Genomic DNA, 20,672 nt, shown 5'->3' with positions numbered 1-20,672 from the left:
AGAACGACCTCTGCGAGACCCGTCCTGATGGCCACCCTCACCCTCACCACGGCAGGTTCACTCCTGCTGGCCGCCCCCGTCCCGGCCGACGCGGACACCGAGCCCGTCACCCGGCAGGAGGCGGAGGGCCCCGCTCTCGACCTCCGCCCCGCCAAGTCCCCGGCGAGCACGGCCCGTCAGGCGTTCACCGCGCCCGTTCCCGACCTCTCGGACGCGTCACGTGGTTACCCGCGTGAGCAGCAGCTCCCCGCGGACCCCGTGAACCCGGCCGACGCGTCCCTGAAGCTGGGCCTCACCCCGTACCACGCCATCGCGCCGAAGCTGAACGCCCTGCAACGCCTCGGCGAGAGGGTGAGCGTGGAGGTCGCGGGCCGTTCGGCCGGCGGCCACCGGCTCTATCTCGTCACCGTCACCGCCCCGGAGACGGCCCGTCAGACACGGGAGCAGACCCGGATGCGCGAGCTCATCGAGAACGCGCCGGCGGTGGCCGCGAAGGACCCGCGCATCCAGGCCGCGTACAAGACCCCGGTGTTCGTCAACAGCAACATCCACGGCAACGAGTGGGAGGGCACCGACGCCTCCCTCAAGCTCATCGAGCGGCTCGCGACCGCGAACGACGCGCGGACCAGGGACCTGCTCGCGCACAGCCGCCTGTACTTCAACATCTCCGCCAACCCGGACGGCCGTATCGCCGGAACCCGCGCGAACGCGAACGGATTCGACCTCAACCGGGACTTCGTCACCGCCTCCCAGCCCGAGGCGCGGGCGATGCGGCAGATCATGGTCGACAAGCAGCCGGCCGTCCTGCTCGACCTGCACGGCTACGTCAACGGCACCCTCATCGAGCCCACCACCCCGCCGCACGGCGAGAACTACGAGTACGACCTCTTCCTGAAGCACACCTACGCCAACGCCCTCGGCATGGAGGCCGCCGTCAACGGCCTCGGCTACACCCCCGGGAAGGACGGCGTGGCGCCCGCGCAGATCCCGTTCCGGGACCAGGAGGAGGGCTGGGACGACTGGCCGCCCATCTTCACCCCGCAGTACGCGGCCTTCCACGGCGCGGTCGCCGCGCACACGATCGAGATCCCGCTCCGCGTGAACAACGACGCCTACGACACCCTGCCGCAGCGTGAGTTGCGCCGCCGGGCCGCGATCAACGTCGCCGTCGCGGGGGCCACGCTCGACGCGACCCTGGACTACGTCCGGGACAAGCGCCGTTCACTGGTCGCCGACCAGATCGAGGTCTTCCGGCGCGGTGCCGCGGGGGCCGCGCAGGTGCCGGTGTCCGAGGAGACCGTCCCCGGCGTCCCCGGCATCGGCCCGGAGGACGTCTACACCACCACCTTTCCCCGCGCCTACGTCATCCCGGCAGGCGCCGCCCAGCGTTCCCCCACCGCCGCCGCGCGCCTGGTCGGCCACCTGCTCGCCAACGACGTCCGCGTGAGCCGGGCGGTGCATTCCTTCCGGCTCTCCGGCCGCTGGTACGCCAAGGGCTCGTACGTCGTCGACATGCGCCAGCCCAAGCGCGGGCTGGCGAACGTGCTGCTGGCCGACGGCCGGGACATCAGCGACAAGGTGTCGGTGATGTACGACATCTCCGGCTGGAGCCTGGGCCGACTGTGGGGCGCCACGGTCGAGCCGGTGCAGGGCCTGTCCCGCGTCCTGCTGCACCCGGTGCGCGAGGCCGCGGGCGTGGGGTACGTCGCCCCGCGCGGCGACCTCCGGCTGCGCCTTCACGATCCGCGCGAGGTGGCGGCCCTCAACTCCCTGCTCGCCCAAGGCGTCCGGGTGCGGCAGGCGTCCGACGGCAGTGCGCTCGTGCCGGGCTCGGCACGGCGGCAGGCGGCGGCCGCGGCACGGACGTACGACGTCGCCTTCGACGCCACGCGGCTGACCGGCGGCACCCCGCTGACCCGCGTGCGGGTGGCCGCGGCCGTCACGTCGGGCGAGCTGTTCGCGCTGCGGGAGATGGGCTTCGAGGTGACGCCGGTGTCGGCCGGGGTGCTGAACGCCGGGTTCGACTGGTCGGCGGTGGATGTGCTGTTCGTGTCGGCGGGGCTGGCGTACGACGACCTGAACCCGGCGGCGCGGAAGGCTCTCGGCCGCTTCCTCGACGGTCACGGTCTGGTCGGGCGCGGGGCGGCCGGAGCGGCGCTCAACGCCGACGCCGGGCTGCTGCCGGTCAAGCCCGTCGAGGGCAACGGGGACGCCAACGGGGTGGTGCGGGTGGTGAATTCCGGCGGCCGGATCACCGGCGGCGCGCCGGGGCACTCTTTCGTCTACGCGCCGGTGTGGTTCACGGACCTCGGACGCGGGGTGCGGGTGGAACAGTCGTACGCGACGGGAAATCCGCTGGTGTCCGGGCACTGGCGGGCGCTGCCGGACGGCACCGGCGGGCCCGCCGCCGCGGCGGGGCGCGCGTCGGTGGTCAGCGGCGCGCACGCGGTGCTCTTCGGCACCGAACCACTCTTCCGTGATCACCCCAAGGGGGAGTTCGCTCAGGTCGGGCGGGCATTGTTCACCTTGGCGACCAGGTAAACCACGGCACACACGCGAGCAGCGGACGGCCGAGGAGGCAAAAGGAGATCGGATGACGCAGGAGATCCACGGCACCGTCGCCGACGGCTACGAGGAGGTGCGCGCGGAGTTCGCCGCGTTCGTGGCGCAGGAGCGGCCGGACTACGAGGGGCAGTTGTGCGCCTACGTGCGCGGGCGGCGGGTCGTCGACCTGTGGGCGGGGCCGGACGGTGTCTCCGCCGAGTCGCTGTACGGTGTCTTCTCGTCCACCAAGGGCGCCGCCCACCTCGTCGTCGCGCTCCTCGTCCAGGACGGCACGCTGGAACTGGACCGCAAGGTGACGTACTACTGGCCGGAGTTCGCCGCCGAGGGCAAGGGCGGGCTGACCCTGCGCGAGCTGCTCACGCACCGGGCGGGGCTGATCGGGCTCGACTCCGGGTTCACCGAGGAGGAGCTGGCGGACGACCGGGTGATCTCCGAGCGGCTCGCGGACCAGCGGCCGTTCTGGCGGCCCGGCACGGCGTTCGGCTATCACGCGCTGGTGCTCGGCGCGCTCGCCGGTGAGGTGGTACGGCGGGCCACGGGCCGCACCCTGCAGGAGGTGTACGAGGAGCGGGTACGCGCCCCGTACGGGCTGGACTTCTACCTCGGGCTGCCCGCCGCCGAGGAGGTCCGCTTCCGGCCCGTGCAGCCGATGCTGCCGACGCCCGAGCAGCAGGCGGTGCTGGACGCCCAGCCGACCGGGCCGCACACCCTCACCTCGATCGCGTTCAACGCGCACGTGGCTCGGCCGGGTGAGCTGGTGGACCACGCCAACTCCCGCCTGGTGCGCGCCAAGGGCCCGGCGTCGGCGGGCGGTGTGGCGGCCGCGCGCGGGCTGGCGGGGATGTACGCGGCGGCGATCAGCGAGGTGGCGGGGCGGCCGCCGCTGCTGAAGCCGGACACGGTCGCCGAGGTCGGGCAGATCCACTCCGTCGGCTACGACCTGGTGGCCCGGGCCCACAAGGCGTACGGGCTCGGCTTCCAGGCGACGGCCGACAACTGGTACCCCTTCCTGGGCGCGGGTGCCTTCGGGCACAGCGGGGCGGGCGGCTCGCAGGCCTTCGCCGATCCGCGCAGCGGGCTGGCGTACGGGTACACGCGGCGGCGCTGTGCGTTTCCGGGTGGGGCCGCGCCGGAGAACGAGCGGTTCGTGCGGGCGGCGCACCGGGCCGCTGTGCGGTGACGCGGGGGCGAAGCTCGGTGCCGCAGGGCGAAGGCCGCACCCCACGTCCAAGGGTGCGGCCTTCGTCGTACGCAACGAGTGCCGTCAGAGGTGCGTCACGGCTCAGACGAGTGTCACGGTGATGTTGCCGCGGGTCGCCTTCGAGTACGGGCAGACCTGGTGGGCCTTCTCGACCAGCGCCTTCGCGGTGGTCTCGTCGACGCCCGGGATGTCCGCCGAGATCTCGACGATGATCCCGAAGCCGTCGTCGTTCTTGCCGATGCCGACCTTCGCGGTGACGGTGGAGCCGGAGATGTCGGCGTTCTCCTGCCGGGCGACGACGCCGAGGGCGCCCTGGAAGCAGGCGCTGTAACCGGCGGCGAACAGCTGCTCCGGGTTGGTGCCGGAGCCGCTGCCGCCCATCTCCTTCGGCGGGTTCACGACGACGTCGAGCTTGCCGTCGTCGGTGGCGACCCGGCCGTCGCGGCCGTTCTCGGCGGTCGCCACTGCCGTGTACAGGACGTCTGACTGCTGGATGGGCATGCGGTGCTCTTCCTCCTCGGTCCGCCCGGGACTCGCGCCCACGATCCCGGACGATTTCGGAAAGAAGTTACCGCATACCGGAAAGCCAAGGAAGGCCGCCACCCCTCGGCTCAGAGCTTGACGATCATCTTGCCGGTGTTGTCGCCGCGCAGGACGCCGAGGAAGGCCTCCAGGTTGTTCTCGATGCCCTCGACGACGGTCTCCCGGTACTTGAGGGCGCCCGAGGCGACCCAGGGGCCGACCTCCTGCACGAACTGCGGCTGGAGGTCGTAGTGGTCGCCGACCAGGAAGCCCTCGATGCGGCCGCGGGTCTGGATGAGGCGGGCGAGGTTCCTCGGGCCGGGGGCGGGCTCGGTGTTGTTGTAGACGGAGATCATGCCGCAGACGGCGATCCGGCCGCCCCGGTTGAGGGAGCCGACGGCCGCTTCCAGGTGATCGCCGCCGACGTTGTCGAAGTAGACGTCGATCCCGTCCGGCGCGGCGGCCCGCAGCTGCTCGCCCACCGGCCCGTTCTTGTAGTTGAAGGCGGCGTCGAAGCCGTACTCCTCAAGGAGCAGCTCCACCTTCTCGTCGGACCCGGCGGACCCGATGACCCGGGAGGCGCCCTTCAGCTTCGCGATCTGCCCCACCTGGCTGCCGACCGCACCGGCGGCCCCGGACACGAACACCGCGTCGCCCTCCCTGAAGGCGGCGGTGCGCAGCAGACCGGCGTACGCGGTGAGCCCGGTCATGCCGAGGACGCCGAGGTACGTCGACAGGGGCGCGGCCTGCGGGTCGACCTTGACGGCGTTCTTCGCGTCGACGGCGGCGTACTCCCGCCAGCCGAAGAAGTGCAGGACGTGGTCGCCGGCGGAGAGGCCCTCGGCATGGGAGACGACGACCTCGCCGACGGCGCCGCCCTGCATGACCTTGCCCAGCTCGAAGGGGGCGACGTAGGACTTGGCGGCGCTCATGCGGCCGCGCATGTAGGGGTCGACGGAGACGTACAGGTTCCGCACCAGCACCTGGCCCTCACCGGGTGTCGGCATCGGGGACTCGACCAGGGCGAAGTCCTCGGGCTTGGGCCAGCCGACGGGGCGGCTGAGCAGGTGCCATTCGCGGTTGACGGCGGGGAGGGCGGGGATGTCGGTCATGGGGTGCGCTTTCCTCGTACTTCGGGAGACGTTGCTGACGTTTCAGCGAGTGATACTTCAGAACCTGAAACAACCATGCTCTTGAACATTTCAGGCTGTCAAGTAACCGGGTACCCTGGAGACCATGGCCACACCTCACCCCGCCCGCCCTGACGCACTGACCATGGAAGTCGTCGACCTGATCGGCTCGGTCGTGGCCCGCTACCACGAGGAGTACGAGGAGGCGGCCGCCGAGCACGCGCTGACCGGCGCCCAGGCGAAGCTGCTCAGCCTGCTCTGCCTGGAACCCCTTCCGATGCGCAAGCTGGCGCACAAGCTCAGGTGCGAGCCCTCGAACGTCACGGGCATCGTCGACCGCCTCGAATCCCGGGGCCTGGTCGAGCGCCGCCCGGACCCGGCCGACCGCCGGGTGAAGCTGGCGGCGGCGACGGACGAGGGCCGCCGGGTGGCCCGCAGCCTGCGCGAGTCCCTGCGCTTCGCCCGGGAGCCGCTGGCGGGGCTGAGCGAGCAGGAGCGGCTGACGCTGCGGGATCTGTTGCAGCGGATGGTGGGGGTGGAGGGCTGAGGACGTTTCCCGCGGGTCCGGTCCGGTGCCGTCACGCCTTCCGGGTGGCGGCGGTCGCGAACCGCCGAACGGCTCCTGGGCCGCGGGTGCGGCACGTCCTTAGCCTCGGCACATGGCGACCCTGTGGGACCTCATGCGCGACTGCATCCCCGACGACCACGCCCGCCAGGTCACGTCCCGCTACTACCTCGACGAGGTCATGACCTCGCCGGACGCGCCGGACCGGGTGGTCGACCTCGGGTGCGGGCGGGGCACCTCCGTCGCGCTGTTCCGCGGACACGATCCGAAAGTGCGGTGGGTCGGAGTCGACATCCGGGACTCTCCGGAGGCCCGGCAGCACCGGCCCGACGGTGCTCAGCTGGTCCACTTCGACGGTGTCCGCCTGCCGTTCCGCTCGGAGTCCGTGCCGCTGATCTACTCGCACCAGGTCTTCGAGCACGTCTCGCGCCCGCGTGAGCTGCTGGCGGAGGTCGGCCGGGTGCTGCGGCCGGGCGGGCTGCTCATCGGCAGTACGTCCCAGTTCGAGCCGTACCACTCCTTCAGCCTGTGGAACTACACGCCGTACGGATTCCGGGTGCTGGTCGAGGAGGCCGGGCTGGCTCTGCAGGAGATCCGGCCGTCCCTGGACGGGGTGACGCTGATCATGCGGTCCTACGACGGCGGGCGGAACACGGGGTACGGGCGCCACTGGGACCAGGAGTCCCCGCTCAACGCCGAGATCGACAGCTGGGCGAAGGACACCGGGCGGCGGGCGGCGCTGGTGAACCTGCGCAAGCTCACGTACTGCGGCCAGTTCGCGTTCCGGGTCGTGAAACCCGAACCCCAGCCCTGAAAATCAGCCGGACACCAGCAGCTCCGTCCAGTCCCGGGCCACCCGGTGCAGCGAGAACTGTTCCCGCACCTGGGTGCGGGCCAGCCGCCCGGTGTCCCGCCAGCCCTCCTCGTCCAGTTCGGCGACCGCGTTCGCCATCGTCTCGGGGTCCTGGTGGATCCAGCGCCGGTCGTAGATCTCGTCCGCCCCGGGCCACGGCAGCAGCGCGGGGACGGCGGCGGAGGCCATGCCCTCGGCCGGGGCGAGGTGGAAGCTCTCGTCGTCGCTGGTGGACAGGACATGTCCGACGCGCCGCAGCCAGCTCGCCACGTCCGCGCCGAACTCGTCGAAGACGACGGCACCTTCGAGCAGCGGCGAGGTCTGCATGCGGCGCAGTACGGCGTCGTAGTGCGCGCGCTCCTCGGGCTTGTTCCAGATCCACCAGTACTCCCAGGGCGGCTTGGACTTCACCGAGAGATGCCAGCGGCGGTCCCGGGCGCGCAGCGCCTCCAGCACGTCCAGGCCCAGGTCGAGGCGTTTGCGGCTGGGCGCGATGCCGATCATCCCGAGGCGGAAGCGGGCGCCGGGCGCCTTGGGGCGGTCGAGCTGGTCGGTGTCCACCCAGTTCGGGATGACGGTGACCTTGGACTCCGGCCAGCCGGTGTGCTCCAGGGTGCGGCGGGCGTAGTACGAGCTGACGCAGATCACCTGGTCGACGGCGTCGATGTCGACCTGCCGGGGCCACTCGGCGTCCAGTTCGAAGCGGTGCAGCCGGATGATCAGCCGGCTGCCCTGCCGCTTGTGGCGGCTGTACCAGACGGCGGCCGGGCCGCACCACTCGACGACCACGACATCGGCCCAGTCGGCGAGTTCCCGGCTCGCGGCCGGATCGTGGCGGGCGAGCGCCTGCCAGGCGTCGACGCGTACGTCGAGACCGGGCAGCGTACGGAAGTGGTCGAGGAGCCGGGAGAGGAACTTCAGGTCGTGGCCCGCGACACCGACCCGCAGCGGCCGCGGCCGGGCGGCGACGGCGGCCGGTGCTTCGGGGAAGGCCTTCTCGAGCTGGGCGCGCCAGCGGTCGGCCGCCGCCTGGAGGGTGTAGCGGGCGGCGGCGGCACGGCAGCGGTCGGCGGCGAGCCGCCGGGCCTCGGGCTCGCGCACGGCACGGGTGACCGCCTCGACGGCGTCGTCCAGTCCGGCGCGTCCGGGCACGTACAGCGGGTAGTCGGCGCCGAGCAGCGCCTCGTGGGCGGGGGTGCGGTTGAGGACGACGGGCAGTCCGAGGGCGCCGAACTCCAGGACCTTGGTGGACAGTTCGAGGCTGGCGTCGAGGGCGGGCTCACGCCAGCCGAGGCCGAGGTCGCAGTCGGCGGCGATGCGCATGGCCTCCTCGCGGGGCTGCCCGCCGTGGTGCTCGACGCCCGGGGTGACGGCCAGCGCCCGGGCCATGGCGGGCTGGAAGTCCGGACGCGAGGGGTCGTGGTGGATCTTGTCGCCGACGGCGTGCAGTTCCGCCCGGACGCCCCGTCCGGCGAGCAGGGCCGGCAGACGGGTCATGGGCAGGGTGTTCCACAGGGGGGCGAACTTGCCGGTGTAGACGAGCCGGAAGGGATCGTGGGGGCGCTCGTGCTCCGGCACCGGGACGTCCGGTTCGGGGACGGCGGGCGGGCTGAGCACGCACTTGCCGCAGGCCTCGGGCACCCAGGTCTCCAACAGGCAGCGCAGTTCCTCCGTCTGGCACAGCAGCCGCTGGGAGGCCTCGGCGATGCGGGTGAGTTCCGCGCGGGCCCCCTCGGTCATCTCGGCCGCCGACTGCGGGATGTCGGTGAGGTAGGCCCAGATCCGCCCCTCGAAGCCGCCGTCGGCGACGACCCGCCCGACCAGTCGCCGTCCGCGCAGCACCAGCAGGTCGCAGGGCTCGTCCTCGTCGAGCCCTGCGAGCACCTGCGAGGCCTGCACGGGCGACAGCGGCCGGTCGGCCTGTCCGGGCAGCAGCCGTTCCTCGTAGGGGCGCACGACCGTGACCCCGGGCAGTCCGGCCAGCGGCTCGATCAGCCGCTCGGTGCGCACGGGGGCCTTGAGGACGAGCCGGGTCCGGCAGCCGGCCCGCGACAGTGCCTGCACCGTGGACTGGGCCCAGACCGCGGAGCCGTCGATGAGATTGAGGTCAACGTCGCCGTAGACGAGCGCGTTCAGTGTCCGGCTCATGTCGGCTCCTTCCCGCACCAGGCGAACAGGCGGTGCCCGTGCCGCGCCCAGGTCTCGGGCGGCGCGCCGGACGCCAGCAGCGAACGGCGCACCAGGAGGGGGCGCAGTTCGGGGACGAAGGTGTAGTCGTCGGCGGCGGGCGTGCTGCCCACCGCGTCGGCGCCGGAGTACTCCTGCGCGCACATCAGGTCGAGCAGCAGGGTGTCCGGGCGGTCCTCGGTGAGGTCGGTCCAGTCGGCGACCCAGGGGGCGAGGGGGTCGCCGGTGCGTACGGTCAAGCCGGCGGCGGTGAGTTCGTCGAGTCCGGTGGGGTCGGGTACGACGACCTCGGCGGGCCGGTGTCTCTGGCCCAGCACCTGGGCGGTGAGCCGGGCGATGTCGGCCCGGTCCTGTGGGGCGGCCAGCACGCAGACCCGGCGTTCGTCCAGCGGGTCGGGGGCGCCGACGCGGCGGGCCAGCTGCGACAGGCGGACCCGGGTGCTGTCCGCGCGGAACACCTCGCGCAGGCGCTCTCTGCCGTCCGCCGCCGGGTCCAGGCTCGCCAGCCGCACACCGGCGTCCGCGTCGAGGACGGCGTCCCAGGCGAGCCGGGTGAGCCCGGGGGCCGCCGAGGCCGGGCCGTCCCGCCACAGCAGGCAGGAGCGGCCCGCCGCCCGGGTCTCGGTGATCAGTTCGGCCAGCCTCCGGTCGAGGTCGGGGGCGAGTCCGGTGCCCGTGAGCGACCAGGGGCCGTCGCCCGTGCAGGCGCTCAGCTGGACGACCAGGGCGTCCGGGTCGGTGCGCTGCACGACCAGCCGGCCGTCGTGCGGCAGCGCCCGGTTGACCACGGCGTCCGCCGCGAGGTCCGCGGCGGTGGCCTCGGTGAGCACGCCGGTGATCACCAGCCGGTCGCGGGGCAGGGAGGCGAACGCGCGGTGGGCGAGGTGCATCCGCCCGTCCGGCACGGCCTCCCGCACGGCCGTCTCCGGCGCGGTGCGCCGCGATGGCGTACGCGACGACGTGGAACGCGACGTCACCCGCCACTCCGGCGCCGTACGCGACGACGCGGAACGCGACGTCACCCGCCCGCGCCACCGCCCGTACAGCTCCCGCACTCCCGCCCCCGCGCTCGCCGACGCGGACCCCGGCTTCGCCCGCGCCCGCCACAGCCCGTACAGCTCGCGGGGCAGCCGTGGTGCCGCGTGCCGGGGCGAGCGGGCCGCCGACACCAGGGCCCGCCCCACCCGCAGCGAGGTGGAGCCCTCCAGCATGGCCACGCGTGCCTCCAGCAGACCGACCCGGTCCCGGGCCCTGTGCAGGGCGGCCGCCAGCCGGTCCTTCTCCCGTACGGCGGCGGCGAGACGCTCGGCGAGGCCGTCCTCGTGGACGGGCCCCCGGGCGCGTTCCGCCTCCTCGGCGTCGCGTTCCAGGTCCAGCAGCCGGGCCCGCAGCGACCGCGAGACGAGGTCGGCGAGGACGTACTCGTCGGCGATCCGCAGCGCGGTGGCGAAGCCCTCCGCCGGGACGGGGCGGCCGGACCAGTCGTGGGGCGGCAGGAGTTCGTCGGTGCGGACGAACACCGCGCCCGCGTGCAGGTGCTCGTAGTCGAGCGGGGCGGCGCGCAGCACCTGGCAGTGGTGGGTCACCAGGGCGTCGATGAGCCGGTGGTAGGGAAGTTCGGGCCCGGGGTGGCCGAAGAGGACCAGGCCGCGGCCGCCGGGGCGCATCCGGTGCAGCACGGCGAGACAGTCGGTCTCGGTGCCGTGCAGCGCCGGATCGGGGCCGTACGAGACGAGCACCAACTCGTTCTCGCCGATGTCCCGTTCGCCGTGGTGCAGGGCGATGTCGCCGGGGAGGTGCAGATAGGGCTCCAGGTCGAGCCCGCCGTCGGTGGCGTCGACGACGGTGGTGACGCCGTCGAGGTGGGGGTGGAGCAGATCGGTCAGGCGCATCAGCGGGTCCTCGTGAAGACGTGGAAGCCGACCTCGTTCTCGCGGAAGCCGTACGGGGTGAACAGGGTGTGCCGCAGGCCGAGGGGTTCGAGCAGCGCGGTGTACTCGGCGGTGGGGCGGTGCAGGATGTAGTCGCCGCGCGGCCGGCGGGTGCCGATGTCCTCGTCGGTGAGGATCAGCCGTCCGGTGATCCGCACGAGTGAGGCGAGGTTCCGCAGGCCGGTCGCCCACTCCTCGTCGTCGAGGACGTGGAAGAGGACGTCGACGCAGAGCACGACGTCGTACAGCCAGGGGCTGCGCCACTCGTCGAGGGCGGCGACGTCGTAGCGCGGGCGGCCGCCCCGGGCGCGGGCGTGCGCGACGGCCTCCTCGCTCGCGTCGAAGGCGTCGACGCGGTGGCCGCAGCGGGCCAGGGCGCGGGCGAAGTGCCCCTTGCCGCAGCCCGCGTCGAGCACGAACAGCGGGGCCGACTCGTCGGCCAGGTCGCCGATCAGCGGGAGCAGGGTGCCGAGCCGCAGCGCGTAGAAGATCTCGTTGCCCGCGCGGTCCAGGCCGATGTGGCCGCCGGACGCGAGGTCGTCGTGCACGCGGTGGCGGGTGTCCCAGTAGGCGCGGGTGAGTTCAGACATGGTGGTCCAGCCAGCGGGTGACCTCGGCGGCGATCCGGGCCCCGGCCCGTCCGTCCCACAGCGGCGGGCCCTCGTCGGGCGGTGGCTGTCCGCCGTCCAGCACCTTGCGCAGCGCGGGGACGAGTTCGGCGTGCCCGACGAGCCGGTTGGTGCCGTGGGTGACGGTGACCGGGCGTTCGGTGGTGGTGCGCAGGGTCAGGCAGGGAACGCCCAGGACGGTGGTCTCCTCCTGGACGCCGCCCGAGTCGGTGATGACGGCCGCGGCGCCGCGCACCAGGCTCATGAACTCGACGTAGCCCAGCGGGTCGAGGATGTGGACGCCCGGCGCGCCGTCCAGGCCCGCGGCGCCGAGCGCCGCCCGGCCGCGCGGGTGCAGGGGTACGGCGAGGTCGAGGAGCCGGGCCGCCTCGGTGAGGGCGCGGGCGGCCGCCTCGGCCGCCTCGGGGTCGTCGACGTTGGCGGGGCGGTGCAGGGTGACCACGCCGTAGCGCTCGGGCAGCCCGTACGCGGCGCGGGCGGCGGCCGGGTCGAAGTGGTCCAGGTGGGTGAGCAGGGTGTCGATCATGGGGTTGCCGACCAGATGCACCCGAGCGGGGTCGGCCCCCTCCCGGGCGAGATGGCCGACCGCCTCGGGGCTGGTGGCGAACAGCAGCTCGGCCAGCTGGTCGACCAGGCGCCGGTTGACCTCCTCCGGCATCGCCATGTCGAAGCTGCGCAGGCCCGCCTCCACATGGGCGAGCGGCATGCCCAGCTTGGCGGCGACCAGGGCGGCCGCCAGCGTCGAGTTGACGTCCCCGTAGACCATCACGAGGGCGGGGTCGCGGGCGGACAGCTCACCCTCCAGGGCGACGAGGAGGTCCGCCGTCTGCCGGGCGTGGCTGCCGGAGCCGACGCCCAGATCGGTGTCCGGCTCGGGCAGGCCCAGTTGCCGGAAGAAGATGTCCGACATCCGTTCGTCGTAGTGCTGACCGGTGTGCACCAGGACCTGGTCGCAGCCCGCCGTGCGCAGCGCGGCCACGACCGGGGCGGCCTTGACGAAGTTCGGTCGGGTGCCGACGACGTGGAGTACACGGCCGTTCATGTCGTACCTTCTCCGCTCTCGCCGCCTAACGTGACGGCATGTCGCGTCATATCCCCCGTGCGCTCAGTCTGGCCGCATCCGTGGCGTGGGGCGAACTGCGCCATGACCCCCTCCGGGCGGCCCTGCTGGGGGTACGGCTGCTGCCGCCGCCCGTGCGGCGCCGGGTCAGGCCGCTGGAACGGCGGCTCGCCGACCGGGCCCCAACGGCAGGGCCGACCGCTGCTCCGTCCGGGGTACGGGTGCCCCCGCCGCCCGCCCGGCGGGTCCGCCCGGTGCCGGGCCGGGTGCTGCATCTGGTCACCAACGGACTGCCGTTCAAGCACGCCGGCTACACCGTGCGCACCCAGCAGATCGCCGAGGCGCAACGCGCCGCCGGGCTCGATCCGCACGTGGTGACCCGGATCGGGTTCCCGGTGGCGCAGGGGGTGCTGGACGCCCGCCCGGTGCAGACGGTGGGCGGGGTGCCGCAGCACCGGCTGCTGCCGCGGTGGCTGCCGTACGGGCAGGCGGCGGTGCTGGCCCGCAACGCCGAGCTGGCCGGCCTGCTGGTTCAGCGGCTGCGGCCCGCCGTGCTGCACCCGGCCACCGACCACGGCAACGGGCGGGTGGCGCTGGCCCTGCGCGCCGCCCACGGGCTGCCGGTGGTCTACGAGGTGCGCGGCTTCCTGGAGGACACCTGGCTGACCCAGGCCCCGGGGCGGACCTGCGCCGACCCGACGTACCGGGCGCGGCGCGAGCTGGAGACGCACTGCATGCGCGAGGCGGACCTGGTGCTGACGCTGGGCGCGGCGATGAAGGCGGAGATCGTGGCGCGCGGGGTGCCCGAGGAGCGGGTGCTGATCGTGCCGAACGCGGTGGGCGAGGAGTTCCTCGCCCCGCTGCCGGACGGGGCGCCGCTGCGGGCCCGGCTCGGTATCGCGCCGGACGATTTCGTCGTCGGCACGGTCAGCAGCCTTACTCCACACGAGGGAATCGGCACATTGCTCCATGCGGGTGCCGAGCTGAGGCGTCGCGGGGTGCCGTTGCGGCTGCTGATCGTGGGGGACGGCCCCGAGCGGGCGGCACTGCTGCGGCTGGCCGGCGGGCTCGGACTGGCCGACGGGGCGGCCGTGTTCACCGGCCGGGTGCCGTACGCCCAAGTGCGGGACTTCCACGCGGTGTTGGACGTGTTCGCGGTGCCGCGCACCGACGAGCGGGTGTGCCGCCTGGTGACGCCGCTGAAGCCGGTCGAGGCGATGGCGAGCGGGCTGCCGGTGGCCGCCAGTGACGTACCCGCGCTGCGGGAGCTTGTCCAGCCGGGAGTGACCGGACTTCTCATCCCGCCCTCATCGCCACAAGTTTGGGCAGATGCGATCGAATCTCTGCTTTACAGTAGAAACGGTCGGGCCGAATGGGGAGCGGCCGCCCGCGAGTTCGTGGCACGTGACCGCACCTGGAAGCGTGTCGCCGCGACCACCCGCGAGGCGTACCGCGCCCTCGGCTGCGCTTGAGATGCGGGCCCGGCAGGTCCCGCGACGAGGCAGGGGTGAAGCCCTATGCAGGTCCAGCAGACTGAACCACTCGGGGGATCAGCGATATCCGACACCGTCGAACTGGCGGTGATCGGGCTCGGCTACGTCGGGCTGCCGCTCGTCCGGGAGGCGGCGACGGTCGGCCTGAGAGTCGTGGGTCTCGACCGGGACCCACGGGTCGTCGACGGCCTCAACTCCGGCCACTCCCACGTCGACGACGTGTCCGACGAGGACGTCCGCCGGATGCTGGCGGCCGGCTTCATGGCGTCCACCGACGACGACTGCCTCGCCCGCGCGCAGACCGTGGTGATCTGCGTGCCGACCCCGCTCAACGGCGACGGCGGGCCCGATCTGAGCGCGGTCACCGCCGCCGTGCACGCGGTGGCGGGCCGGCTGCGGCGCGGACAGCTCGTCGTCCTGGAGTCCACCACCTATCCGGGCACCACCGAAGAGGTGGTACGACCTCTGCTGGAGCTGGAATCCGGGCTGCGGGCCGGGGAGGACTTCGCCCTCGCCTTCTCACCGGAGCGCATCGACCCCGGCAACACCGGGCACGGGCTGCGCGACACCCCCAAGGTCGTCGGCGGCTGCACCCCCACGTGCGCCGCCCGGGCGGTCGCCTTCTACGGCAAGCTCGTCGACACGGTCGTCCAGGCGAAGGGCACCCGCGAGGCCGAGATGGCCAAGCTGCTGGAGAACACCTACCGGCACGTCAACATCGCCCTCGTCAACGAACTCGCCGTCATCAGCCACGAGCTGGGCGTCGACCTGTGGGACGCGATCCGCTGCGCGAGCACCAAGCCGTTCGGCTTCCAGGCGTTCCGGCCGGGCGCCGGAGTCGGCGGCCACTGCATACCCATCGACCCCAACTACCTGTCGTACAAGGTGCGTTCCTCGCTCGGCTACGAGTTCCGGTTCGTCGAGCTGGCCCAGGAGATCAACCGGCGGATGCCGGAGTACGTCGTACGCCGCGCCCAGGACCTGCTCAACACCGCGGGCCGGCCGCTGCACGGCTCCCGGGTGCTGCTGCTCGGAGTCACCTACAAGCCCGATGTCGCCGACCAGCGGGAGTCCCCGGCCGTGCCGGTGGCCCGGCTGCTGCGGCAGCGCGAGGCCGAGGTCTCCTTCCACGACCCGCATGTCTCCGAGTGGTGCGTCGACGACGTGCCGGTCCCCCGCGTCGACGACCCGACGGACGCGGTCCGCGACCACGACCTGACGATCCTGCTCCAGGACCACTCCTCCTACGACCTGCCCGCCCTCGCCGACGCGGCCCGCCTGCTGTTCGACACCCGGGGGCGGATCTTCCGGCCCGGGGTCGAGGTGCTGTGACGGCCCCCCTTCGGGGACGGAGCCGAAAGGTGCTGCTCTGATGCGGATACTCGTGGTCACCGTCGTCCACCATCCCGAGGACGCGCGCATACTGCACCGGGAGATCGCCGCCCTGACGGAGCGCGGCCACCGGGTCGTGTACGCCGCTCCGTTCAGCGCGCGCGGAGTGACACCGCGCCCCGGTGTGGAGGGCGTGGACCTTCCCCGGGCCGCGGGCCGCGACCGCCGGGCGGCGCTGCGCGCGGCGCGCGCCCTGCTCGCCGAGCGGGGACCGGAGGCGGACGTGGTCCTGCTGCACGACCCGGAGCTGCTGCTCGCCCTGCCCGGCACCCTGCGCCGGTGGCGGCGCGCGGGCCGGGCGCCGGTGACCGTGTGGGACGTGCACGAGGACACGGCGGCGGCGCTGACGATGAAACGCTGGGTGCCGACGGCGCTGCGGCCGCCGCTGAGGCTGGCGGTACGGGCGGCGGAACGGCTGGCGGAGCGGCATGTGCGGCTGCTGCTCGCCGAGGACGCCTACCGGGCGCGTTTCCGCCGACCCCATCCCGTCGTACCGAACCTGCCGACCGTACCGCCCGGGTCACCGGAGCCGCCCGGCACGGACCGGGTCGTCTATCTGGGCCACCTGTCCCGGGCGCGCGGGGCGCTCGACCTCATCGAGACGGCCCGGCTGCTCGGGCCGGACGTACGGGTCGAGGCGATCGGCGCGGCCGACCCGGAGGTACGCGGCGCGCTCACCGAGGCCGACCGCGACGGCGTCCTGCACTGGCACGGCTACCTCCCCAACGACCGCGCGCTCGCCCTCCTCTCCGGCGCCCTGGCCGGCCTCTCCCTCCTGCACGACCAGCCCAACTACCGCCACTCACGGCCCACCAAGGTCGTCGAGTACATGGCCCACGGCGTCCCCGTCGTCACCACACCGAACCCCCTGGCGGCCGACCTGGTGACACACCACCGCTGCGGCCTCGTCGTCCCCTACGGCAACCCGGCGGCGGCCGCGGACGCGGTACGACGCCTGCGCACCGACACGAACCTGCGCCTGACCACCGCCGAACGCGGCCGGGCCGCGGCGCTGGCGGAACTCGACTGGGCGGAACGGGCAGCCGAGTTCACGGACCGACTGGAGACGTGGGCGAAGGAGGGGGCGGGCGACCGGGGGGCACACCGTTCGACCGTGGGGGTGGACAGCTGAGCGAGTAGTTCCGAGGCCGCGGTCAAGTGGGTCTCCTGCCGCAAGTCGGCTGGAGGCCACGCGAGGCTCATGCGCGGCCTTCGGGCTGCCCGGCGGAGCGCCGAAGCCGCAAGTTGATGACCGTATCCGCGATCAGAACGATGAGGACAGCCACTGCTACGAGGCGGGCCACGCTCCACGTCGTACTGGCCACTGCGCCTTGTAGTGGGGCTTCGAAGCGGAGCCGCTGCGATGTCTCCACGATAACCACCAGTGGAATCAGCACTCGAAAGGGGAGGCCGCGAAGTCCCCGATTCCGCGCCAGGTTCCCGGCCAATCCCAAAATCAACCCCAGAACACATGCCGCCGCACACCAGAAAATCGTCTTGGACAAGAATCCGGCCCAGTAGACGTGCGTGGCCTTGGAAGGGTCATCCAAGTCCGCCGCCAGGAACTGGCCTTGCTCCAGCTTCGTCACGTAGTAAACGATCACCCCTGCGATCAGGGACGCCGGGGCCAGGACGGCGGACTCAATCCTGGATTTGCGTGCGAGGCCCACACAGAAAGCCAAGGCTCCCCAGGACCAGCCAGCAGCCAAGACAAGATGCGCCACATGGGCTGCCAAGACGTCAGGCGTCTGAAGAAGAGGGGCGAGGACTCCGATTGCCGTACCGGCTGTCAGCGCGGCCACGAGTGCCAAGATGAAGGAGCGTGAAGAAAACACGGCGTTCGGGAGAGTCCTTTTCCTTTATCCGGCTTCCGAGGCCCGCCTGCGCCGAGTGTACGGCGCCTGTCGTCGCGGGGGCACGGCCGCTGCCAGCTCATGGGATCGCTGGGCTGATGTGAGGAGCTGAGTGACTTGCTGATGTGGTCTGGGGTGTCCGCAAAGTCGCCTTGTCCGCCGCGCTGCGAGGCTCGCAGCGAGAGCAGGAACCCGCGAGCCGGGCGTGACTTCACGGACCACCTCTCCAACGACCGAGGAGCTTTATTCGAGATTGCTCCAGTACGCGTAGCACGTGTACGCCGCGCCAGCCGTTGCGCTGGCCCTAGCCGTTCTCCCGCCTGGTTCGGCAGCGTTTCTCTCGGCATTGGCTATTCTTGCGGTCGCCTTGTGCAACTTCGAACCATGGAAGTAGTACGAATAGCAGCGCTTCCCACCGCTCACCAGTTCGGTGCCATAAGTCCATGTACCACCGCCCACGTCCTTGGTCGTCGCCGGAGTGACTGACCTCGAGGACGGATCGACCTTGATGGCAACCATGCCCCATTCCTGCGGCTGGGGCGTTGCCGCACTTGCCGACGCGCCAGGAGCGAGGACTCCAGCAGCCAGGGCCGCAGCGGCGCTGGCGAAAGTGAATGACCTACCAAAGGTTTTCATGACGTGTATCCCCCTTTCCCGATTCTCTGCTGATTCGACAAGCAAGATCTTCGACGGTCCAAGCTTTCGTTGTAAAGCGCCACGGTAACGATGACCGAAAGGCTTAATGCCCCGCTTGTTGCACTAGATTGCATTACGCCCGGTTGGCCCCCACCTCACGGCCGGTCAGCACCAAGACTTCCCATTCGCCGTCTGAGCTGGTCAGATCCAGACGGAATCGGCTCACGGCGCGGTGAAGTTACTCGACCGCGAAGCCGAGGCAGAGGTGGATTGATTGGCGAGAAGTTGCCGGAACGAGATTGCACCTCAAGATGGAAACAGTGGTAGGACGGGGGTCTCGCAGACGGGCCGGGAACCGCGAGGTGCTGGCAGCGATCGCCTTTTGTGGCTACTTCGGGCTGCACCTTGCGCCGGGCGGCAAGTGCCACCTGTGTTCGGCCCGACCTGGCAGGCGGTCTATCGGCCGTCGCGCGTGGAAGAGAGGGGCCGTAGGCGACCGACGAGCACTGAGGTCGCCACAAGGCAGTCACTCGGGCACGAACTCGTACTCCAATTCGTAGAGCCCGCCTTCACCATGACCGTTGCCTCGATGGGGCGCTCCTGGTCGCTCTGGACGACGCGGAGAGTTCGAAGTACCGGCATGCTGCTGGTGAGCTGTAGCACCCGGTACTGCTCCTGAGTGGGGATCCTGGCGGAGATCTGGTCCACGCACAGGCGGGTCGGGTATCCGAGTTCGGCCAGAAGGGCGGGAGTCCCGCCCTTGATCCTGCGGCGGTCCATCAGGGCTGTGCCGCGAGCGATGTCCAACGGGTAGTTGGACCTCACGAGTTCGGCAGGCTCGTCATCGACCAGGAGGACCTGACTCCGGAGCAGGGCCGTGCCGTTCTCTGGAAGCCCGAAGGCCGCGCGAACGTCAGCGGGTGGGATGCTCTCCGCCACATCAACAATCTTGCTGCTGGCGTACGTGCCATGTTTGGCCGCTTCGCTGAGCCACCGGTAGGGCTCTCCGGGGTCGGCCGGAGCCATGAGGGCAGCAGGACGCACGGTACGCATGCGATGCTCGCGGACCGTGACCGCCGCGCCCGCACGACCGACCACCAGCCGTTCGTCCTTCAGGACCTGCAAGGCCTTCTGCAGGCCTTCACCGTGGCGTTCGAGGCGTCGAAGCGGGCCGTGAGCTGCGCGGTGGAGGGCAGGTTGGCTCCCGGTGGCAGTTCTCCGCTCATGATGTCGTCACGGAGATCGGCCGCGATCCTCTCGTGCAGCGAGCGGCGGCCAGAGGCGTCCTTTTCGGCCTTGGGCACGGTTATCCGATCCTGATCTGGTAGCGCAGTGTCTGCATAGGGCGGATATCACCATACGGTCGACCTGGATCGGCCGGTCATCGTGGTCCAGCGTGAGCCTCGTCAGTCGCAGCACCGGCTCTTCCGGGGCGGTCCGCAGAGTCTTCTGCTCCGCCACGTCGGGCATCCCGGCCGTCACGTCCTCACGGACGAGAACACCGACATGCCCCAGTCGAGCGAGCAGCGTGACGGCTCCACCAGGGATCTTGGCCGTTTCAGCAAGCCCGGCGCCTCGGGCGATGCTTGTGGGGTAATAGGTGTCGGTCAGCTCGTGCGGCTGGTCATCCAGAAGAATCAGCCGCCGCCGTACGACGACTGATTCCCCCTCCGAAATGCCGAGCAGCCGCCACGTCGATCGGCGCCGGCACCTCTCCGGCATGGACAATCCGCTGGGTTCCGCGTCGCCCCTGGGCTGCCGCCTCACTGGCCCAGACATCGCCCTGCCCATGCTCACGCGGTGTCAGGTACGGCAACGACGTACTGACCCCGCTACTCGTGCTCACGGCGTCCTCCTGTACGACCGACGACCCTCCCGGCCTTGCAGGTCTACACCGTAACTCCCTGGCAGAGAGGCCCCCAGAGGTCAGCATTACTACTTTTCGCGAATAGCGTTGAGGTCCAGGGTTTGTCGGACCCATCAGAACAAGGCGGTAGTCCACTGTGGCCCTGTCACGGCAACGTCGTTTCCCCCGATCACGCACCTCCGTGCGCGCGACTTCGCCCTTGAGACCCTCACGAGCTGGGGATGCACAGACCGGCTGGACGTTCATACGGCTCTGCGTTTCGGAGCTCGCCACGAACGCCTTGCTCCACGGAGTACCGCCCGGCAGGGAGTACTGCGTGACCCTCTCCCTCGACGATGCAGTGATCTTTCTGGCGGTCCGAGACAGCGGAGATCGGAGCCTTCCCCCGTGGGAGCTCGCCTCCCGCAACGCAGAGGGCGACGACTGCTCAGGACGAGGCCTGCTGCTCGTCCGGGCGTTGGCTGACGACATCGGTGCCACGGGACACGTTGTCGGTAAAACCGTGTGGGCGATCTTCAAGGTTGCCTGTCAGCCGAGGCAGATCACCGAGGCCCAGCGGTGACCCAGCAGGGGGATGCCTCGCCGGAGTGCCTCTACGCAGAGCACCAGTTGTGCCACGGCAACCGCGAGGTCAGACGCCGGGGCGCCGCTGACTGGATAGCACCCGCTCTTGGTCCTTCGATGCGACTGCCACTGCCACCGCAGCGGGGAGCAGGAGGCCTCAGCTCGCGCCGGCAACTGATTGTGGCCCTAACCTCGGGCTTTCACTTGCGGTCCGTCCGGATCAT

Annotated in this window: 16 protein-coding genes and 2 pseudogenes; 8 read left to right on the top strand and 10 right to left on the bottom strand. The window is 71.5% G+C overall.

Annotation, left to right across the window (positions count from 1 at the left end):
- Nucleotides 1–27: 27 nt before the first annotated feature.
- Nucleotides 28–2,541, top strand: coding sequence for a M14 family zinc carboxypeptidase (locus KWI83_RS22960; protein ID WP_218516385.1), 2,514 nt, complete (start codon nucleotides 28–30; stop codon nucleotides 2,539–2,541).
- Between the two features lie 52 nt (nucleotides 2,542–2,593).
- Entirely contained in the window at nucleotides 2,594–3,745 is a 1,152-nt protein-coding gene (locus tag KWI83_RS22955; protein ID WP_218516266.1) for a serine hydrolase domain-containing protein, read from the top strand.
- A 102-nt stretch (nucleotides 3,746–3,847) separates the two neighbouring features.
- Here the strand turns inward: KWI83_RS22955 and KWI83_RS22950 are convergent, their stop codons facing one another.
- Complete coding sequence (locus KWI83_RS22950) at nucleotides 3,848–4,267, bottom strand: organic hydroperoxide resistance protein (protein WP_141312249.1); 420 nt, start codon at nucleotides 4,265–4,267, stop codon at nucleotides 3,848–3,850.
- A gap of 110 nt (nucleotides 4,268–4,377) precedes the next feature.
- On the bottom strand, nucleotides 4,378–5,400 hold the full coding sequence (locus KWI83_RS22945; protein WP_218516265.1) for an NADP-dependent oxidoreductase: 1,023 nt from the start codon (nucleotides 5,398–5,400) through the stop codon (nucleotides 4,378–4,380).
- A 124-nt stretch (nucleotides 5,401–5,524) separates the two neighbouring features.
- Here KWI83_RS22945 and KWI83_RS22940 point away from each other — a divergent pair, with 124 nt between their 5' ends.
- Together KWI83_RS22940 and KWI83_RS22935 are read left to right on the top strand one after the other, a co-directional pair.
- The gene (locus KWI83_RS22940) at nucleotides 5,525–5,965 is read left to right on the top strand and encodes a MarR family winged helix-turn-helix transcriptional regulator (protein ID WP_218516264.1); all 441 of its coding nucleotides are present in this window, start codon (nucleotides 5,525–5,527) and stop codon (nucleotides 5,963–5,965) included.
- Nucleotides 5,966–6,077: 112 nt separating this feature from the next.
- Nucleotides 6,078–6,797, top strand: coding sequence for a class I SAM-dependent methyltransferase (locus KWI83_RS22935; protein WP_218516263.1), 720 nt, complete (start codon nucleotides 6,078–6,080; stop codon nucleotides 6,795–6,797).
- 3 nt (nucleotides 6,798–6,800) lie between these two features.
- Here KWI83_RS22935 and KWI83_RS22930 read toward each other — a convergent pair whose 3' ends face one another.
- The 4 genes from KWI83_RS22930 to wecB are packed head-to-tail and all read right to left on the bottom strand — an operon-like array spanning nucleotide 6,801 to nucleotide 12,625.
- Nucleotides 6,801–8,984, bottom strand: coding sequence for a glycosyltransferase (locus tag KWI83_RS22930; protein ID WP_218516262.1), 2,184 nt, complete (start codon nucleotides 8,982–8,984; stop codon nucleotides 6,801–6,803).
- The gene (locus KWI83_RS22925; RefSeq protein WP_218516261.1) at nucleotides 8,981–10,915 is read right to left on the bottom strand and encodes a hypothetical protein; all 1,935 of its coding nucleotides are present in this window, start codon (nucleotides 10,913–10,915) and stop codon (nucleotides 8,981–8,983) included. The genes KWI83_RS22930 and KWI83_RS22925 overlap by 4 nt, the downstream gene beginning before the upstream one ends.
- A complete protein-coding gene (locus KWI83_RS22920; protein WP_218516260.1) occupies nucleotides 10,915–11,544 on the bottom strand; it encodes a bifunctional 2-polyprenyl-6-hydroxyphenol methylase/3-demethylubiquinol 3-O-methyltransferase UbiG in 630 nt (209 codons plus the stop codon). The genes KWI83_RS22925 and KWI83_RS22920 overlap by 1 nt, the downstream gene beginning before the upstream one ends.
- Nucleotides 11,537–12,625: a non-hydrolyzing UDP-N-acetylglucosamine 2-epimerase gene (wecB, locus tag KWI83_RS22915; protein WP_218516259.1), complete on the bottom strand. Its 1,089-nt coding sequence runs from the start codon at nucleotides 12,623–12,625 to the stop codon at nucleotides 11,537–11,539. The genes KWI83_RS22920 and wecB overlap by 8 nt, the downstream gene beginning before the upstream one ends.
- A gap of 38 nt (nucleotides 12,626–12,663) precedes the next feature.
- Here wecB and KWI83_RS22910 point away from each other — a divergent pair, with 38 nt between their 5' ends.
- The 3 genes from KWI83_RS22910 to KWI83_RS22900 are packed head-to-tail and all read left to right on the top strand — an operon-like array spanning nucleotide 12,664 to nucleotide 16,660.
- Nucleotides 12,664–14,115, top strand: a complete 1,452-nt coding sequence (locus KWI83_RS22910) for a glycosyltransferase family 4 protein (RefSeq protein WP_256362684.1) — start codon at nucleotides 12,664–12,666, stop codon at nucleotides 14,113–14,115.
- A 45-nt stretch (nucleotides 14,116–14,160) separates the two neighbouring features.
- On the top strand, nucleotides 14,161–15,468 hold the full coding sequence (locus KWI83_RS22905; RefSeq protein ID WP_218516258.1) for a nucleotide sugar dehydrogenase: 1,308 nt from the start codon (nucleotides 14,161–14,163) through the stop codon (nucleotides 15,466–15,468).
- A 40-nt stretch (nucleotides 15,469–15,508) separates the two neighbouring features.
- Nucleotides 15,509–16,660, top strand: coding sequence for a glycosyltransferase (locus tag KWI83_RS22900; RefSeq protein ID WP_218516257.1), 1,152 nt, complete (start codon nucleotides 15,509–15,511; stop codon nucleotides 16,658–16,660).
- Between the two features lie 67 nt (nucleotides 16,661–16,727).
- Here KWI83_RS22900 and KWI83_RS22895 read toward each other — a convergent pair whose 3' ends face one another.
- From KWI83_RS22895 to KWI83_RS22880, 4 genes and pseudogenes are all read right to left on the bottom strand, one after another.
- Nucleotides 16,728–17,363, bottom strand: coding sequence for a DUF6518 family protein (locus tag KWI83_RS22895; protein ID WP_218516256.1), 636 nt, complete (start codon nucleotides 17,361–17,363; stop codon nucleotides 16,728–16,730).
- Between the two features lie 261 nt (nucleotides 17,364–17,624).
- On the bottom strand, nucleotides 17,625–17,900 hold the full coding sequence (locus KWI83_RS40365) for a lactococcin 972 family bacteriocin (RefSeq protein ID WP_218516255.1): 276 nt from the start codon (nucleotides 17,898–17,900) through the stop codon (nucleotides 17,625–17,627).
- Between the two features lie 643 nt (nucleotides 17,901–18,543).
- Nucleotides 18,544–19,327 (bottom strand): annotated as a pseudogene (locus tag KWI83_RS22885) (GntR family transcriptional regulator).
- Nucleotides 19,324–19,863: pseudogene (locus KWI83_RS22880) on the bottom strand (GntR family transcriptional regulator). Before KWI83_RS22880 ends, KWI83_RS22885 begins: the two co-directional pseudogenes overlap by 4 nt.
- Nucleotides 19,864–20,020: 157 nt before the next feature.
- Here KWI83_RS22880 and KWI83_RS22875 point away from each other — a divergent pair.
- Nucleotides 20,021–20,446 (top strand): ATP-binding protein, encoded by a 426-nt coding sequence (locus KWI83_RS22875; protein WP_218516254.1) that lies wholly within the window; start codon nucleotides 20,021–20,023, stop codon nucleotides 20,444–20,446.
- Nucleotides 20,447–20,672: the final 226 nt, after the last annotated feature.

Source organism: Streptomyces sp. TRM70350 (assembly GCF_019219825.1).
Classification (GTDB): domain Bacteria; phylum Actinomycetota; class Actinomycetes; order Streptomycetales; family Streptomycetaceae; genus Streptomyces.
Note: the sequence above shows the minus strand (reverse complement) of the source record. Positions and strands in the feature narration are given on the sequence as shown.